Source organism: Idiomarina sp. MD25a (assembly GCF_001870515.1).
Taxonomy (GTDB): Bacteria; Pseudomonadota; Gammaproteobacteria; order Enterobacterales; family Alteromonadaceae; genus Idiomarina.
Genome location: NZ_MDGT01000001.1, coordinates 174,585 through 190,063 on the forward strand (window position 1 = coordinate 174,585; position 15,479 = coordinate 190,063).

General features: G+C 47.2%; 17 protein-coding genes. 6 read left to right on the plus strand and 11 right to left on the minus strand.

Translation table 11 applies throughout. The annotated features are described in order from the left end of the window. Nucleotides 1–4: 4 nt before the first annotated feature. The gene (locus tag BFR57_RS00810) at nucleotides 5–262 is read right to left on the minus strand and encodes a DUF3630 family protein (protein WP_071462192.1); all 258 of its coding nucleotides are present in this window, start codon (nucleotides 260–262) and stop codon (nucleotides 5–7) included. Next, a complete protein-coding gene (recQ, locus tag BFR57_RS00815; protein ID WP_071462193.1) occupies nucleotides 255–2,096 on the minus strand; it encodes a DNA helicase RecQ in 1,842 nt (613 codons plus the stop codon). Before recQ ends, BFR57_RS00810 begins: the two co-directional genes overlap by 8 nt. 84 nt (nucleotides 2,097–2,180) lie before the next feature. On the opposite strand from recQ, the gene BFR57_RS00820 reads away from it, so the two are divergent. Next, a complete protein-coding gene (locus BFR57_RS00820; protein ID WP_006954664.1) occupies nucleotides 2,181–2,636 on the plus strand; it encodes a thioesterase family protein in 456 nt (151 codons plus the stop codon). 15 nt (nucleotides 2,637–2,651) lie between these two features. Beyond that, nucleotides 2,652–3,581, plus strand: coding sequence for an EamA family transporter RarD (gene rarD, locus BFR57_RS00825; RefSeq protein WP_071462194.1), 930 nt, complete (start codon nucleotides 2,652–2,654; stop codon nucleotides 3,579–3,581). Here rarD and BFR57_RS00830 read toward each other — a convergent pair. The 8 genes from BFR57_RS00830 to BFR57_RS00865 form a co-directional block, all read right to left on the minus strand. Continuing rightward, complete coding sequence (locus BFR57_RS00830) at nucleotides 3,574–4,002, minus strand: OsmC family protein (RefSeq protein ID WP_071462195.1); 429 nt, start codon at nucleotides 4,000–4,002, stop codon at nucleotides 3,574–3,576. The two genes, rarD and BFR57_RS00830, sit on opposite strands and share 8 nt — an antisense overlap. A gap of 56 nt (nucleotides 4,003–4,058) precedes the next feature. Next, nucleotides 4,059–6,233 carry a DNA helicase II gene (gene uvrD / locus BFR57_RS00835; RefSeq protein ID WP_071462196.1) on the minus strand — a complete coding sequence of 725 codons (2,175 nt, stop codon included), beginning with the start codon at nucleotides 6,231–6,233 and terminating at the stop codon, nucleotides 4,059–4,061. Between the two features lie 69 nt (nucleotides 6,234–6,302). After that, nucleotides 6,303–7,010, minus strand: a complete 708-nt coding sequence (locus BFR57_RS00840; protein ID WP_083404979.1) for an HAD-IA family hydrolase — start codon at nucleotides 7,008–7,010, stop codon at nucleotides 6,303–6,305. Next, complete coding sequence (locus BFR57_RS00845) at nucleotides 7,007–7,915, minus strand: tyrosine recombinase XerC (protein WP_071462197.1); 909 nt, start codon at nucleotides 7,913–7,915, stop codon at nucleotides 7,007–7,009. The genes BFR57_RS00840 and BFR57_RS00845 overlap by 4 nt, the downstream gene beginning before the upstream one ends. Continuing rightward, nucleotides 7,902–8,597: a DUF484 family protein gene (locus BFR57_RS00850; RefSeq protein ID WP_071462198.1), complete on the minus strand. Its 696-nt coding sequence runs from the start codon at nucleotides 8,595–8,597 to the stop codon at nucleotides 7,902–7,904. The genes BFR57_RS00845 and BFR57_RS00850 overlap by 14 nt, the downstream gene beginning before the upstream one ends. Beyond that, nucleotides 8,594–9,421, minus strand: coding sequence for a diaminopimelate epimerase (dapF, locus tag BFR57_RS00855; RefSeq protein ID WP_071462199.1), 828 nt, complete (start codon nucleotides 9,419–9,421; stop codon nucleotides 8,594–8,596). The genes BFR57_RS00850 and dapF overlap by 4 nt, the downstream gene beginning before the upstream one ends. Nucleotides 9,422–9,425: 4 nt before the next feature. Then, complete coding sequence (lysA, locus tag BFR57_RS00860) at nucleotides 9,426–10,679, minus strand: diaminopimelate decarboxylase (protein ID WP_071462200.1); 1,254 nt, start codon at nucleotides 10,677–10,679, stop codon at nucleotides 9,426–9,428. Further along, nucleotides 10,660–10,842, minus strand: coding sequence for a lipoprotein (locus BFR57_RS00865; protein ID WP_071462201.1), 183 nt, complete (start codon nucleotides 10,840–10,842; stop codon nucleotides 10,660–10,662). Before BFR57_RS00865 ends, lysA begins: the two co-directional genes overlap by 20 nt. Nucleotides 10,843–10,931: 89 nt before the next feature. Between BFR57_RS00865 and hemC the strand changes: the two genes are divergently transcribed. From hemC to BFR57_RS00885, 4 genes are read left to right on the plus strand one after another with little or no spacing between them, the layout of a single operon-like run. Further along, on the plus strand, nucleotides 10,932–11,864 hold the full coding sequence (gene hemC / locus BFR57_RS00870; RefSeq protein WP_071462202.1) for a hydroxymethylbilane synthase: 933 nt from the start codon (nucleotides 10,932–10,934) through the stop codon (nucleotides 11,862–11,864). Then, nucleotides 11,848–12,573, plus strand: coding sequence for a uroporphyrinogen-III synthase (locus BFR57_RS00875; protein ID WP_071462203.1), 726 nt, complete (start codon nucleotides 11,848–11,850; stop codon nucleotides 12,571–12,573). The genes hemC and BFR57_RS00875 overlap by 17 nt, the downstream gene beginning before the upstream one ends. Beyond that, entirely contained in the window at nucleotides 12,566–13,717 is a 1,152-nt protein-coding gene (locus tag BFR57_RS00880; RefSeq protein WP_071462204.1) for a uroporphyrinogen-III C-methyltransferase, read from the plus strand. The genes BFR57_RS00875 and BFR57_RS00880 overlap by 8 nt, the downstream gene beginning before the upstream one ends. After that, nucleotides 13,714–14,889: a heme biosynthesis HemY N-terminal domain-containing protein gene (locus BFR57_RS00885; RefSeq protein ID WP_071462205.1), complete on the plus strand. Its 1,176-nt coding sequence runs from the start codon at nucleotides 13,714–13,716 to the stop codon at nucleotides 14,887–14,889. Before BFR57_RS00880 ends, BFR57_RS00885 begins: the two co-directional genes overlap by 4 nt. Here BFR57_RS00885 and BFR57_RS00890 read toward each other — a convergent pair whose 3' ends face one another. Continuing rightward, a complete protein-coding gene (locus tag BFR57_RS00890) occupies nucleotides 14,890–15,471 on the minus strand; it encodes a YceI family protein (RefSeq protein WP_071462206.1) in 582 nt (193 codons plus the stop codon). Between the last annotated feature and the right edge of the window lie 8 nt (nucleotides 15,472–15,479).

The following is a 15,479-nucleotide window of genomic DNA, read 5'->3' on the forward strand; positions in this document are numbered from 1 at the left end:
GATGTTAGAAATCCCTTAATCGTTCCTCGACCCATTGCTCTGTTCCCTCAAGTGGTAATAACCACGCCGCCTCGCACAACGACGAATAATGTAATAGCCAATGTTTTCCTAATATTGCGAGGCGCCAGCTCCATATATCTGCACTGCACTCGTGCTCTTTAACAGTGGCATTAATTACCTTAGTCACATCAGCTAACCAAGCATTAATTTCTTTTTCCGTATCATTGTCAGGCAATTTGGTTAGTATGATAACTTCATCCATCGAGCACATCCTTCTCAGAGCTTAGCGTCAGAAACGCCTCGATTTCATCAATAAACGCCTCGCCATAACGCTCTAATTTCACCTGTCCGACACCACTTATCATTAACATTTCCGGTGCCGAGGTTGGATATTTCTGACACATTTCTACCAAACTATTGTCGTTGAATACAACAAAAGGTGGCACACTCTCTCGATCAGCTATGTCTTTTCTTAGTTTACGTAAACGCCTAAACAAGACTTTATTGTAGTCACCACGATCAGTGATTTTACTTTGGCTAGAAGTTAAGTTGAGTCGAGGTTTTGCCAACTCTAAAGTATTCTCGCCGCGTAGTATGGGACGCGCTTCCTCGGTCAATTGCAGGGCCGCATGACGACGAATGTCCTGAACCAGAAAACCGCGATGAATCAACTGCCGTAGAATCGAATACCAATATTCGTGAGTTTGCTCACGCCCGAGACCATAAGTGCTTAATTCATGATGATGATGCTCGAGTACCTTTTGATTCTTTGAGCCACGTAACACTTCGACTACATGAGAAATACCAAACTGCTGCCCGACACGATAAACACAACTCAAGGCTTTTTGCGCATCCTCAAGCGCATCAAAGCGTGTAGGCGGGTCAAGACACAAGTCACAGTTACCACATTCTTTTTCAGAGAACTCATTGAAGTAATTAAGCAGGACTAAACGCCGACAAGTTTGGGCTTCTGCCATCGCTTGCATTGCAGAAAACTTTTGACGTTCGACGATACCGCGATGCTCATTATCATGTTCGTCTAGAATACGTCGTATCCATTGTGCATCACTTGGGTCGTACAATAGTAAAGCTTCCGCAGGCAAACCATCCCGACCGGCTCGGCCGGTTTCCTGATAATAGGACTCAATGCTACGCGGGATATCAAAGTGTATGACATAGCGGATATTGGGTTTATTAATACCCATACCAAACGCCACAGTTGCAACCACTACATCTAAGTCATCGCGCAGAAACTGTCTCAACGTTGTCTCTTTAAGTTCGCTCGCAAGGCCCGCGTGATAGGGGGCTGCTCTAACACCCGCATCTTGCAAACTTTCAGCAATATCCTCAGTTTTCTTTCGGCTACCACAGTAAATGATACCCGCCGCGCCTTTCTGTTTGCGTACGTAGTCTTTAACTTGTTTAAAAGGCTTGTATTTATCCTGTACTACATAGCGAATGTTAGGTCGGTCAAAGGAGCTACGGTGGCAGTAGGGCTGTCTCAGCCCTAACCGCTCGATGATATCTTGTTGCGTTGCCGCATCGGCTGTGGCGGTAAGCGCCATAAACGGAACATGAGGGAGAACAGTACGTAAGCGTCCTAATTGACCATATTCTGGACGAAAGTCATGGCCCCACTGGCTAATACAATGCGCTTCATCTATCGCGATAAACCGGGGTTGATACGCCTGTAATCGCTCAATAAAAGCGCTCTGCAAGGCACGCTCTGGACTGACATACAGTAAAGATACTTCGCCGTTTTGTAAGCGTCTTAAAACATTTAATGCGTGCTCAGAAGAGAGACCTGAATGCAGTGCCTCAGCAGCAACCCCCATCGCTTGAAGCGCTTCCACCTGATCTTGCATCAACGACAGCAAAGGTGAAATAACCACGGTCAATCCAGGCTCGTGCACAGCCGGTAGCTGATAGCAGAGCGATTTACCACCACCTGTTGGCATCAGTACTAAGGTATCTCGACCCGAGAGCAAGTGTTCGATAACCGCCTCTTGGCCAGATCGGAACTCGGTGTAACCAAATACCTTGGCGAGCGTCTGCTGCAAGCTAGATGTTGTCGGCTGAGCTTCACTTAACGTCATAATAAAATCGGCTAGCTGTTATTGACTTAATGATTCGCATCACTCTATTGTAAGCGTCCTAGTCTCTTTGCACCATGATAAATAATGAATACCCAAGAAATTCTCACACGCGTATCTGCTTTTATGAACGAACAAGTACCTTTTCAAAAGTTACTTGGCTTTGAAATTACCGAGTTCACCCCCGAGCGCGGCCAAGTGAAGTTTCGTTGGCAAGATCCACTCATGGGTAATGTTCCACAACGTATGTTACACGGCGGTGTAACCGCAACAGCGCTTGATACTGCCGGCGGGTTAGTCGCCATCGCTGGCATGATTGAGCGTTTACAGGAGCCATCAGAACATTATCTGATGGAACGGTTGAGTCGTTGTGGCACGATTGATCTTCGCGTCGACTACCTGCGTCCCGGTCGGGGTAAAGAATTTATTGCAAATGCATCGATAATCCGTTCAGGCAACAAGGTTGCCGTAGCGCGAATGGAACTTCATAATGAAGACGGTACGCATATCGCCTTTGGTACAGGCACTTATCTCGTCGGATAATCACTAGGTAACATCATGACCGAAGATGCTGTTCGAGCGCGTCAGGGCGTTTTCTTCGCGCTGGCCGCCTATTCATTTTGGGGTTTCGCGCCCATCTATTTTAAATCAGTCCAACAAGTGCCGGCGTTCGAAATTCTGGCACACCGAATTATTTGGGCGTTTATATTAGTTTTTATTCTCATCGTAGGCTTGAAACGACTAAATCGCTTGAAGCCGATTATCCGTTCACCAAAAATGATGTTTCGTCTCACCGTTGCCACCTGTCTATTAGGAGGTAACTGGTTTCTATTTATATGGGCCGTCAATGCCAACCATATGTTAGATGCAAGCTTGGGCTACTATATCAACCCACTGCTTAATGTCGCCATTGGCATGGCATTTTTCCAAGAGAAGATGAGACGGTTACAGCTATTTGCTATTGGGTTAGCCATTGTTGGTGTGGGAATACAAGTCGTTACATTTGGCTCAGTGCCTTGGGTCGCGCTCGCTTTAGCGAGCAGCTTTGCGATTTATGGGGCGATAAGAAAGCGTTTGCCTGTAGATTCGATTTCGGGTCTTTGGTTAGAGACGACATTGCTTGTGCCGGTAATGCTAGGATATTTACTATTTTTCGCAGATTCACCCAGTGCTGATATGACCGCAAACTCATGGCAACTAAACTTGTTGCTGATGGCCGCAGGATTAGTTACGACGATACCGCTCCTTTGCTTTACGGCGGCTGCGCAACGTATCCGTTATGCGACACTCGGCTTCTTCCAATATATCGCGCCAAGTCTGATGTTTATTCTTGCCGTGAACTTATATGACGAGCCATTAGCGGAGAGTAAGCTCATTACTTTTGTGATTATTTGGAGCGCGTTGGCGCTATATACCTTCGACTCGGTGATACAGCGCCAGAGAAACCGCCGCCTGAAAAAGTCAGCGGTGCAGGAGCCGATTAGTTGAGCGTAGCTTCCATTGTGATTTCTGCATTGAGAAGTTTGCTGATAGGACAGCCTTTCTTGGCTTCTTCAGCGAGCTTCTCGAACTCGTCCTGCTCAATACCTTCAATATCGGCTTGCACTGTTAAGTGAATCTTATCCACTTTGAAGCCACCGTCAGCTTCAACTAAGCTCACTTCAGCTTTTGCATCAATCGAGTTAGGCTCATAACCGGCCTCGCCTAGCATCAGCGAAAAAGCCATCGCATAACAGCCTGAATGAGCAGCGCCGATCAACTCTTCAGGGTTAGTGCCTTTGCCTGATTCAAAGCGGCTTTTGAACGAATACTGTGTTTCATCCAAGATGCCACTTTGAGTTGATACAACACCTGAACCTTCTTTGATACTTCCTTTCCAAACTGCGTTTGCACTGCGTTTCATAATAATTTCCTCATTAATGAGAGTGTATTATGGCTTACGCGCATAACGCGAATGTCGATCAACTAACTGATAGATGGTTCAAGTTTGGCATAAGCAACCACAAGCCACTTAGTCCCTACTTGATCGAAATTTATTTGGATACGGCTTTGCGGACCTGTGCCTTCATAATTGAGCACGGTTCCATCACCGAACTTCGCATGACGCACGCGCTGTCCCAACGAAAATCCAGTTTGCTCAAATGCCTCATGACTTGCACCGGTATTGAAGCGTCCATAACTTGTCGGCTTTTGCACCTGAGTTTGCAAGCGCACTTCATGTAATGCGTCTGCAGGCATCTCGCTAATGAAGCGACTCACTTTATGAAAGAAGTCTTGCCCATAAATGCGCCGCTGCTCAGCGTATGTGATAACTAACTTTTGCATCGCTCGTGTCATACCGACATAACACAACCGACGCTCTTCTTCTAAGCGTCCTGGTTCGTCCATCGACTGCTGCGAAGGAAATACGCCTTCCTCTACCCCAGTCATAAAGACCATCGGAAACTCGAGTCCTTTTGCGCTGTGTAGCGTCATCAGCTGAACCGCATCTTGGTATTCATCGGCTTGCTCTTCACCCGCTTCCAACGCTGCGTGCGCTAAAAAGGCATTAAGCGGTGTAAGATCTTCTTCAGTCTCGTCTTGCGTAAAGTTTTCGCAGGCACTGACTAACTCTTTCAAGTTCTCAACTCGTGTTTCCGCTTTCTCACCTTTTTCGGCCTCGTACATCGCCAGCAAACCAGAGCGTGATATCACTTCATTGCTTAAACGACCCAGAGTGAAGTCTTCCGTTTCATCATCAATGGTATTGATAAGTTCGATAAAGCTCGCCACTGCATTGCGCGCTCGACCCGCTAGTTGCTTTTCATCTACAAGCTGGGTCGCCGCCTGCCAGAGAGATTTCTTCTGTTCTCGAGCCGTCTGCCGGATGATGTCTAAGGTACGATTGCCAATACCGCGCGTCGGTGTATTAATGACACGCTCAATCGCCGCATCATCATCACGATTACTAACTAAACGTAAATAAGCGAGTGCATCTTTGATTTCTTGCCGTTCGAAGAATCGCAAGCCACCATAAATTCGGTAGGGAAGACGCGCATGCAGTAGCGCTTCTTCAAGCACGCGTGACTGCGCATTGCTGCGATACAACAGCGCTACGTCCTGTAAGGCACCACCTTGATCGCGCCACTCCTCAATACGACCCACGATATAGCGCGCCTCGTCCATTTCATTAAACGCAGCATAGAGGCTAATAGGCTCGCCCTCATTACCCTCTGTCCAAAGATCTTTGCCAAGTCTGTCTGAATTATTTGCGATCACTGAGTTCGCGGCACGCAATATATTTCCGGTCGAACGATAATTTTGCTCGAGGCGAATAGTCATCGCTGCAGGGTAATCGTCTAAAAACTGCTGAATATTCTCTACGCGAGCACCGCGCCAACCATAAATTGACTGGTCATCATCACCGACAATGGTGACGATATTATCTTGCCCAGAAAGCAAACGAATCCATGCATACTGAATCGAGTTAGTATCCTGAAATTCGTCTACGAGGATATGGCGGAAGCGTTTTTGGTAATGCTCCCGAACGGTTTTGTTATCACGCAGTAGCTCGTGCGCACGCAAAAGCAGCTCGGCAAAATCAACTAAACCGGCACGGTCACAACTCTCTTGGTATGCCTCGTAAATCTGTTTTAAGGTTTGTTCGGTGGGATCAAAGGTTTCAATATGCTGCGCTCTTAAACCTTCGTCTTTTTTACCATTGATATACCATTGCGCTTGCTTTGCTGGCCAGCGCTTTTCATCCAAATTCATTGACTTGATTAAGCGCTTAACCAAACGCTGTTGATCGTCACTATCCAATATTTGAAAGTTTTGCGGTAAGCCTACATCCATATAATGCGCTCGCAACAGACGATGAGCGAGGCCATGGAACGTGCCTATCCACATATTTCTAACCGATGAACCCAAGAGTTGCTCGACGCGACCTCGCATTTCCGAGGCGGCCTTATTAGTGAAGGTTACGGCTAAAATACTGTAAGGAGAATAACGACGTTCTTGAATGAGCCAAGCAATTCGGTGCACTAATACCCGAGTTTTACCACTCCCGGCGCCAGCCAATACCAGCATAGGCCGATCATCAGCGCTTACCGCCGTGGCTTGCTTCTCATTTAAACCGGAAATTAACGGGTGCGTGCTCATGCATGACTCCTTGGCTAACTGAATGAGGCTCAGTGTAATGATCCAATACTGTATAAGCAACCAGTTATCTTACAGGAGTAACGCGCTAAGCTCCTGTAAATCATCGATGGTCACCGTTGGCAATACTCGCAACTGGTGTGAACGCCCTAAGCCACTGGTTAACCAAACACTTTGCATTCCCGCGCGATGAGCGCCGAAAACATCCGACTGCGGCGAATCACCAACGTGCAAAATAGCCTCGGGTGCGCAATTCATTGCCTGCTTTACGTACTCGAACATGTCAGTATTGGGTTTGCCACGGAAGTCATGCGTCGGTTGTAAAGCAAGTTTAAAGTAATGCCCGATGCCCACACGCTTAACATCGGCATTGCCATTACTTACAGCCACTAAGCTATACCGAGATGCTAATTGATCGAGCAAGTCATGCACTTGTTCACTGACACTGAAGTCGCTGCGAAAGGCGAGGAATGCATCCATAATCTCATCGGTTACCGTTTCCGCATCATCGATCTCAAGTTCTCGAAAGCCTTGTAGCAAGGTGGCACGACGTAGCGCAGTCATATTGTCTGCTAGAGCATCATCGCGTCGCATTAAGTCCAACCGGCGCTGCCGCCAGTGCTCAATATCCCACTCACGCGTCTCAGGTACACGTTCAGTGATAAGCGAATGGGTGCGCTCCTCAGTACGTTTAATAATCGGAACGTTGTCGTATAAAGTGTCATCTAAATCAAAACTAATGACTTTAGGTGGATGAAAGCGTCGATGAAAACGTATCATGAGGACTTCTTACCTTTAGTTGCGCGTGGATGAGCCGCATCGTAAACTTCCGCCAATCGTTTAAAGTCCAAGTGGGTATAGACTTGAGTGGTCGACAGGTTCGCGTGCCCGAGTAACTCTTGTACGGCTCTTAGGTCGCCACTGGATTCCAACATATGTGAAGCAAAAGAGTGGCGCAATTTGTGTGGATGTAAGTTACCCACCACGCCTTGCTGTTTCCCCCAAAAATTGAGCCGTTGCTGTACGGTACGTTGACTTATTCGTTGATTACGCTGACTGATAAATAATGCAACTTCTGGGCGCGCAGCCAACCAGATAGCGCGCACTTTTAGCCAGCGTTGAATGGCTTTGATGGCGACCTTACCCACAGGCACAATCCGTGTCTTACTTCCTTTACCGACAACGCGCAATTGCCCGTAGCGAAGGTCGATACTATCCATATCCAAACTCACTAGCTCAGCTAAACGCAAACCACTCGAGTACAATAGTTCCATCATTGCGGAATCCCGGATCGCTATTTCGTCATCAAGGGGCAGCTCTAAAAGATGGGAGATACTGTCGACATCGAGGTTTTTGGGCAGTCTTTTAGGAATTTTAGGCGCTTTCAAGCCACTAAGTGGGTCGTCGCTTAGATGTTGGTAATCGAGCATATACTGCACGAAGGTGCGCCACGCTGACAGCTTAAGCGCAATAGAGCGTTCACCTAAGCCTTCGCGACGCCACCCCACTAGCAGACGTTCAAAAAGAGGGCGCGTCAATTGTCCTGTCGCCTCGATACCTTGCCGTTCGAGGAGCTCAATATCAATCCCGGTCAGACGACTATAGTTTTTTATCGTCAGTTGAGCTAACCCGCGCTCACCCTCGAGTTGTTGTAACCACCGATGCTGAATGTCACGCAGCTTCATTTTCAACAAGTAGACGTGGTAATAATGCGCTTAGCAAAGCTTGCAATTGATTAATTAACAACGGATCCATCGCCGGCTCAAAATGGTCCGCCTGACCACTACCTACCGCAAACATACCCACTTCACCTTGTTCACCAAGCGACATCAGAGCTACCGAATGCACCGCATCATCTTGAAATAGTAGTTTCCGTTCTTGTTCAGTTAATCGCCCAAGATAAATGGGGCTGTCGTCAAAGCGTTTGCTTAACAGCTGGCGGTGAGTATCGGCTGCAAACACCAGTTGGTCACTTACTTCTATCGGACTATCGAATAGTTTGAGCGTTAAAGCCGATAAGCCTAAATCTTCTTCAAATGTATTTCGTAAGGCATCAATAGCCTGTTGTAGCGTACGGCACTTCAATAATTGGACGTATAATTCGCTATATGCTTTGAAAATCGCCTCGTTACGGCGAGCGTTAATCATTAACTCAGTAATTTCCTCTTCGAGTTGATTAACGCGTTCACGCAGCTTTTGCTGCTGTCGTTCAACTAAAGACACCGTGCCTTTACGTTCGTGTGAGACCGTTAAGTTATTAAGCAAATCATCGTGTCGCTCAAAGAAATCCGGATTCTCTTCCAAATAGGCGCGGATGAGCGAGTCATCAATGACAGGCGTATCGAGCGCTTGTTTGTTGTTGTTCATATCACCATTTGTCCATCAAAAATAAGTGTTGCAGGCCCAGTCATTTTTACCGGCTGACCCGCTTGCCAACGAATCATTAAGTCGCCACCAGGCAGAGAGACTTTGACTTGGCGATCGAGTTTATCCTGCTGCATACCGATGACCGCTGCTGCACAAGCACCGCTACCACAGGCTTGAGTCTCGCCAACGCCCCGCTCAAATACTCGCAAATTGACGTGTTGACGCGAGACAATCTGCATAAAGCCCACATTGACGCTTTCAGGGAAGCGTTCATGCTGAGCAATTTTTCCACCTAATGACGCGACCGGAGCGGTATTTACATCATCAGTTTCGATAACGCAGTGTGGATTTCCAAGCCCCATTACACCACACAACACGGTCTCATCGGCGACTCTCAATACATAGGTATGCTCCGGTTTCTGAGCTTTAAAAGGGACACTGGCTGGCTCAAACATGGGCTCACCCATTTCGACCGTTACTTGGCCATCCTTTTCTATATGCAATACCATAGTGCCGGCTTTGGTACTCACTTTTAGGTGATTTTTATTTGATAAACCTTTCGCTTTAACAAATTTAGCAAAGCATCGCGCCCCATTACCGCATTGTGCGACCTCGCTTCCATCAGCGTTAAAAATGCGATAGTGAAAATCGAGGTCAGGGTCATAAGGCGGCTCGACCAATAAGAGCTGATCAAAGCCAATACCACGGTTTCTGTCTGCCCACTGCTTAATTTGCTCAGGGTTCACATAAAAGTTCTGTGTGACGTTATCAATCACGACAAAATCATTACCTAATCCGTGCATTTTAGAGAACTGCAGTAACATCGTTCTACTCCTCAGCGATAAGCCGCTCACCGCGGATCAGATCATCAAACGTTTCACGCTCACGAATTAACCAGACTTGATCGTCTTCTACCAGTACTTCCGCTGGACGCATGCGTGTATTGTAGTTTGAGGCCATGGTAAATCCATAAGCACCTGCATGGTTAACCGCAATAAAATCGCCCGCTTGCACATTGAGGTGTCGCGCATGACCTAAAAAACATCCTGTTTCACATACCGGACCCACAACATCCACGATGGCATCGGCAACACTATTGCTCTCATTAACAGGTAAAATATCGTGCCATGCTTGATAAAGCGATGGACGCATCAGATCGTTCATACCTGCATCAACCAACACAAACTGTTTATCGTCCGATTGTTTGGTGTACTCAACTTGACTGAGCAAAACACCGGCGTCAGCAACAATTGCACGTCCCGGCTCCAACATTAACGTAAGTTGAGGATAGTCTTTTGCCAGTTCAATGACACTCTCAAGGTAACTTTGCACGTCCAGTGTTTGTTTACCTTGATAATCGATTCCAAAACCACCACCTAAGTCGAGGTGAGAAAGCTCAATCGCTTCGTCTCTCAAGCGCTCTAATAATCGAAACATGCGCTTTGCAGCATCCAAAAATGGCGCGTCGGTCATAATTTGTGAACCGATATGACAGTCTGCGCCTAATAGCTCGATATGGTTAAGCGTATGAGCTCTACGAAACACCGCCATCGCGTCATCCATCGGGATGCCAAACTTATTAGCTTTTAGGCCCGTTGAAATATAGGGATGTGTTTTCGCATCGACATCGGGATTAACGCGCAGCGACACGGGTGCGCGCGTTTTCAGTGCTTGCGCGACTTGCTCAATACGCTCGAGCTCTGCTGCAGATTCAACGTTAAAACACCCAATACCTTGCTCTAACGCAAACCGAATCTCTGCTTCTGACTTGGCCACGCCCGAAAACACCACGTGCTCAGCTTTCCCGCCTGCTGCAAGCACACGCTTAAGCTCACCACCTGAAACAATATCGAACCAAGCACCTTGCTTAACCAGCAGTTGCAAGATAGCCAAGCTACTGTTCGCTTTCACCGCGTAGCACAACTTATGTTGACTAGGCCAGAAGGCACGAAACTTTTCCCAGTTCGCAATAATCTGACTTTTCGAATAAATATAAAGTGGCGTACCGAATCGCTCAGCTAACGTTGGCAGAGCGACAGATTCGATATGAAGTTGTGCTGCTTTATAACTTAACTGACTCATTGGCGTTACTTGGTTGTTGTGGTTGCTGTTGCTGCTGTTCGTTTTTCTCTGGCATAGGCGCCGGTTGCAGAGGTCCTTTTTGACCGCAGGCCGCAAGCGCGCATACACTGGTCAAAATGACGCAGAGTTGAATCAATGGCTTGGTTACATTTCGCTTAAACATCGCTAAACTATATCTTTATATTGAATATGCTTGTGGCGCCTATCATCGCACCACCAAAGCGAAATGTCATTAAGTAGTAAGGGGTAGACATGTCAAAGACGGTCAGAATTGCCACGCGGAAAAGTAAACTCGCCATGTGGCAAGCAGAACATATACAAGCTCGTTTAGCATCGCTCTATCCAGAGCTCACGATTGAGCTTGTACCGATGTCCACACGCGGTGATATTATCCTTGATACGCCATTAGCTAAAATCGGCGGCAAGGGCCTATTCGTAAAGGAACTTGAAGCCGCGATGTTAGAGGGCAGAGCCGACCTCGCAGTGCACTCGATGAAAGACCTTCCGGTTGAGTTCCCACCAGGATTAGAGCTACACACCATCTGTGAGAGCGAAGACCCGCGCGATGCCTTTGTTTCTAATCAATACCAATCATTGAATGAGTTACCAGAGGGCGCGGTTGTTGGCACCTGTAGCCTGCGTCGTCGTTGCCAGATAAAAGAGCGTTTCCCGCATTTAGTAATCAAAGATCTACGCGGCAATGTCCAAACGCGCTTGCGCAAACTGGATGAGGGCCAATTTGATGCGATTATCTTAGCGGCTTCAGGTCTTATTCGATTGGAGCTCGGGGAGCGTATTACTTCGTTTATCCCGGTTGAAGACTCCCTACCCGCAAATGGTCAAGGCGTATTAGGTATTGAAGTACGTAGCGATGATGACGAGATAAAAGCGCTACTCGAGCCACTTCAGTGCTCTACGACACGTTATCGCGTATTAGCCGAGCGTGCGATGAATCGTCGACTACAAGGCGGTTGCCAAGTACCGATAGGGGCGTTTGCTGTGGTCGATGGTGAGCATCTCAGTTTACGAGGGCTAGTAGGCGATCCAGACGGTGTCGAGGTGATTCGCGAGCATATTGAAGGACCTATCGAACAAGCCGAGGCGTTAGGTATCGAGCTCGCTGAGAAACTGCTCGCACGTGGTGCAGGTGAAATTTTGAAGGCGGTGTATGACCAGCACGACTAAGGCGCTGATATTACAACCCGATGATTCACGACAGCGTATTATTGATGCGCTGTCTCGCTCTCCTATTGAGTTTACCCAGCACAGTTTTATCGACATCGAACCCATTTCGGTAAAACCGGAAACCTTTAATGGCTATGACGGTGTTATTTGGGTTAGTAAAAACGCAGTGAGGTTTGCTGCTCACTCAGGTTTAAGCTTTAACTCAGCAACACCGATGTTTGCTGTGGGACCGACAACTGCTCGGCTGGCCGCTAATACGTTTGGAGCATCGACACGCTGCCCTACCTTTAAACATGACAGTGAGTCGCTACTAGCCTTGCCTGAATTATTAGATGTTGATAGCCAGCAGTGGCTAATTGTTAAGGGTGAGAAGGGCCGTGATTTAATATTTGATACATTGCGAGCTCGCGGTGCTAAAGTCGATAGTATTGATGTATACCGGCGGGTAAAACGCGTATTAAATGACGATAGACAAGTGACGCAATGGATGAATACAGTTAACCTAATTGTAGTGACAAGTGCAGAACAGTTAGGTTACTTTTTATCCAGTTTGCCGCGCGAAGCCGGAAGCTGGTTGTCTCGCTGTGATTGGATAGTACCTAGTGAACGATTAAGAGACCTAATACCTTTTGTTGCAGCAGATACCATTACTGTGACTGGCAGTGCAACTGAGAGCAAGATGATTGAGGCGATTATAAAACATGGATAAAGATAACAACGAAGCTCAAGAAACTGCAAAGCAAATACACGACGCTGAACAGACAACTTCACTCAACTCGAATGATTCGTCGGGTCAAGTGCGTTCGCGGTTCAAAGGTATCCTCTATATTATCGTGCTACTAGCAATCGTAGCGCTCGCCGTTTGGATTTATTTTGAACAACCATACAAACAACTGCCATTTTGGTCGGAATCATCGCCAACGACTCAGGCTCAAGAGCCAAAGGTGGAGTATGCTCAGCAATCGACAATGCAGCGAGCTCAAAAGCAACTTGAGCAGCTACAAGCCGAACTTCAGCAGGCAAAACAGCAAATTCAGCAGAACTCAGATAACCGCTCAATCGATCAGCTAGGGCAGCGCATTCAGCAGCTAGAGATGAAGCTGAACCAGCAGCAGCAAACCTTACAACAGTTAGCTAATCAACTACCTCAACAACAGGCCGAACGCATACGCGAATGGCGTTTGTTTGAGGTTAAACAAACCTTAGCAGCGGCAGCCCGTTCAGCAATTTTTAATGCCGATGCGCAAACCGCTATTCAACTGCTTGATGTAGCGAGCCAGCAGTTAGCAGGCATTGAGTCATCCGGTGCCTTACAAATTCGGCAGGCGATTGAAGAAGACAAGCAAGCCCTTTTGGAATACCAACAAAGCGATGCAACCCAATGGGTGGTTGAACTTGCCGCTTTAAAGCGCCAAGCGCTCTCGCTATCGAATAAAACACCAACCGATGATTTCTCAATTGAAAAAGAGCAAGCTACCGAACCAACTAACTGGCGTGAGCATCTCGCATACAACTGGCACGCCTTTATGGATAACTTTTTCCGAATTGAAAAGTCGTCAGCATCTATAGAGCCCGTTATATCTAGCGAGACCATCACACTTAAACAACAACAACTCGATCTTATTCTAAGCGTTGCGGAGAATGCAGCACTGAAAGGTCAAGTTGAACTAGCGAAAACCAAACTAAACGAAGCGAGTGCATTAATTAGCGACATAAAAGCTGTTAGTCCTGCGCAACAGCGCGTACTGAACAAGCTAGCGCAATTAGAAGGTGGCATTCAACAAGCGGCGGAGCTGCCCGAAGTATCATCTCTTTCTGTGGCAGCGAGTCAGTTAGGAGGGCGTTTACAATGAGATGGTGGGTATACGTCCTAGTCGTTTTAATTGCGGGCGCTATTTTAGGGCCCATCTCTGCTGGCAACGCAGGTTATCTGTTAATTAATTTTGCTGGCTACACAATAGAAAGCACTGTTATTGGCTTAGTTGTATTTTTGGTAATCGCGATATTGGCATTGAGCTTAGTCATTGCTGCCATTAAGGCATTACTGGGTAAAACGCGTGCCGGTGGGCAATGGTTTTCGCGACGAAAAGCTCGCAAACTAAAGCAACGCGAAAAGCGCGCGCTCCTCGCGATGTTAAAACACGATTATACTTCGGCATTAGTCGATTTTGAGCTGCTTTATAAGCAGCAGCGTTCGGAAAACTTGGCGGCTTTATTAGCCTTCACTGCAAACAAAGCGGGCGAGCCTGGCAAAGCAAAATACTGGCTCGATACAGCAGGTGCAGACTTCGAGCCCGCGAGCGAATTTCTGGCCGTGCATAACGCAGTTCAGCACAACGATGATCATCAAGGGCTAACGATTCAACAAGTTGAAACCCAACTCGACCGAGGCGAATTCCCACCACATCTTTGGACACAAGCGATTGAGCTTTATAAAGCGGAAAAACGCCTAGATGATTTACAGCCACACCTAAATCAAATTCGCGAACAGTCGCAACTCACGCAAGATGATTTTAACCAGCTGGTGTTATCAGTCTACCTGCAACACTTTATCCGTATTGCGCGTAATGATGCCAAGGCATTATTTAAAGACTGGAAGAGCCTCAGCCGAACACAACGTAGCACGCCAGCTATTCGTTTAGCCTATGCTAAAGCGCTGAACTACTATGGCCAACATGATGCATGTACTAAGGTCGTCAAAAATGGTTTAGAACGCGGTGAGCTTAACTTAAACGATTGTGTTAACGAGCATGTGTTAGTTGGCACCGATCCCAACATCATCGATTGGGTTCAGTCTCATTTGAAGCGGAAGCCTAACGACAGTCAATATATCCGGGCACTTGCTGTGTTAGCGTTGGGTAACAAAGACTATTCGCTGGCTCAGCGAGCGTTAAAGAAACTTAGCGATTTGAATGCGTGCAATAAGGACGATTACATTCGGATGGGTGACGCATACGCTGCGCTAGGTGATAACCGCTTAGCGGCTAATGCTTATAAGCAAGCACTAACCGCTAAAGCGCGCTAATTACTGGCGGACACCTTCGATAGAAAGGTACAACTCAACCTCTTTGGCTTCGGGGCCTAAGTTATAATCAATGTTGTAGTCGGCCAACGTAAGGTCGACTTCACCTTCGAAACCGCGACGGAAACCACCCCAAGGATCTTCACCGGCACCGACCTGCTCTACTTCGATAGCAATTTCCTTGGTTACACCATTCAGAGTAAAGTTGCCGTACAGCGTACCCTCATTTTCATCATCACTATCTGGGACGTAACGTGTGCTGACAAAGCTTGCTTCAGGGTATTCCCCCGTGTTTAAAAAGTCGTCGCTACGGAGATGTTTATCGCGTTCCGCATGGTTGGTATCAACGCTCGCCGTGTCAATTGTCACTTCAACTGAGGCATTGCCCGGATTCGCCTCGTCGTAACTAAAGTTGCCTTCAAAGTCATTGAAGCGCCCTAGCAACCAGCTATAACCTAAGTGTTTAATCTTGAACTGAATAAAGGCGTGTTGTCCTTCAGTATCAATTACGTAGTCGTCTGCGACCGCGGGGGCTGCTAATACGCTACCTACGATGGCAGATAATGCTAAAAGTTGTGTTTTCATAGCTCAGT

Coding starts and splice junctions, on each gene's coding strand:
- BFR57_RS00885 (WP_071462205.1), top strand. CDS start 13,714: ATGAGATGGTGGGTATACGTCCTAGTCGTTTTAATTGCGGGCGCTATT.
- uvrD (WP_071462196.1), bottom strand. CDS start 6,233: ATGAGCACGCACCCGTTAATTTCCGGTTTAAATGAGAAGCAAGCCACG.
- hemC (WP_071462202.1), top strand. CDS start 10,932: ATGTCAAAGACGGTCAGAATTGCCACGCGGAAAAGTAAACTCGCCATG.
- rarD (WP_071462194.1), top strand. CDS start 2,652: ATGACCGAAGATGCTGTTCGAGCGCGTCAGGGCGTTTTCTTCGCGCTG.
- recQ (WP_071462193.1), bottom strand. CDS start 2,096: ATGACGTTAAGTGAAGCTCAGCCGACAACATCTAGCTTGCAGCAGACG.
- BFR57_RS00820 (WP_006954664.1), top strand. CDS start 2,181: ATGAATACCCAAGAAATTCTCACACGCGTATCTGCTTTTATGAACGAA.
- dapF (WP_071462199.1), bottom strand. CDS start 9,421: ATGTTACTGCAGTTCTCTAAAATGCACGGATTAGGTAATGATTTTGTC.
- BFR57_RS00850 (WP_071462198.1), bottom strand. CDS start 8,597: ATGAACAACAACAAACAAGCGCTCGATACGCCTGTCATTGATGACTCG.
- BFR57_RS00845 (WP_071462197.1), bottom strand. CDS start 7,915: ATGAAGCTGCGTGACATTCAGCATCGGTGGTTACAACAACTCGAGGGT.
- BFR57_RS00840 (WP_083404979.1), bottom strand. CDS start 7,010: ATGATACGTTTTCATCGACGCTTTCATCCACCTAAAGTCATTAGTTTT.
- lysA (WP_071462200.1), bottom strand. CDS start 10,679: ATGAGTCAGTTAAGTTATAAAGCAGCACAACTTCATATCGAATCTGTC.
- BFR57_RS00875 (WP_071462203.1), top strand. CDS start 11,848: ATGACCAGCACGACTAAGGCGCTGATATTACAACCCGATGATTCACGA.
- BFR57_RS00890 (WP_071462206.1), bottom strand. CDS start 15,471: ATGAAAACACAACTTTTAGCATTATCTGCCATCGTAGGTAGCGTATTA.
- BFR57_RS00810 (WP_071462192.1), bottom strand. CDS start 262: ATGGATGAAGTTATCATACTAACCAAATTGCCTGACAATGATACGGAA.
- BFR57_RS00865 (WP_071462201.1), bottom strand. CDS start 10,842: ATGTTTAAGCGAAATGTAACCAAGCCATTGATTCAACTCTGCGTCATT.
- BFR57_RS00880 (WP_071462204.1), top strand. CDS start 12,566: ATGGATAAAGATAACAACGAAGCTCAAGAAACTGCAAAGCAAATACAC.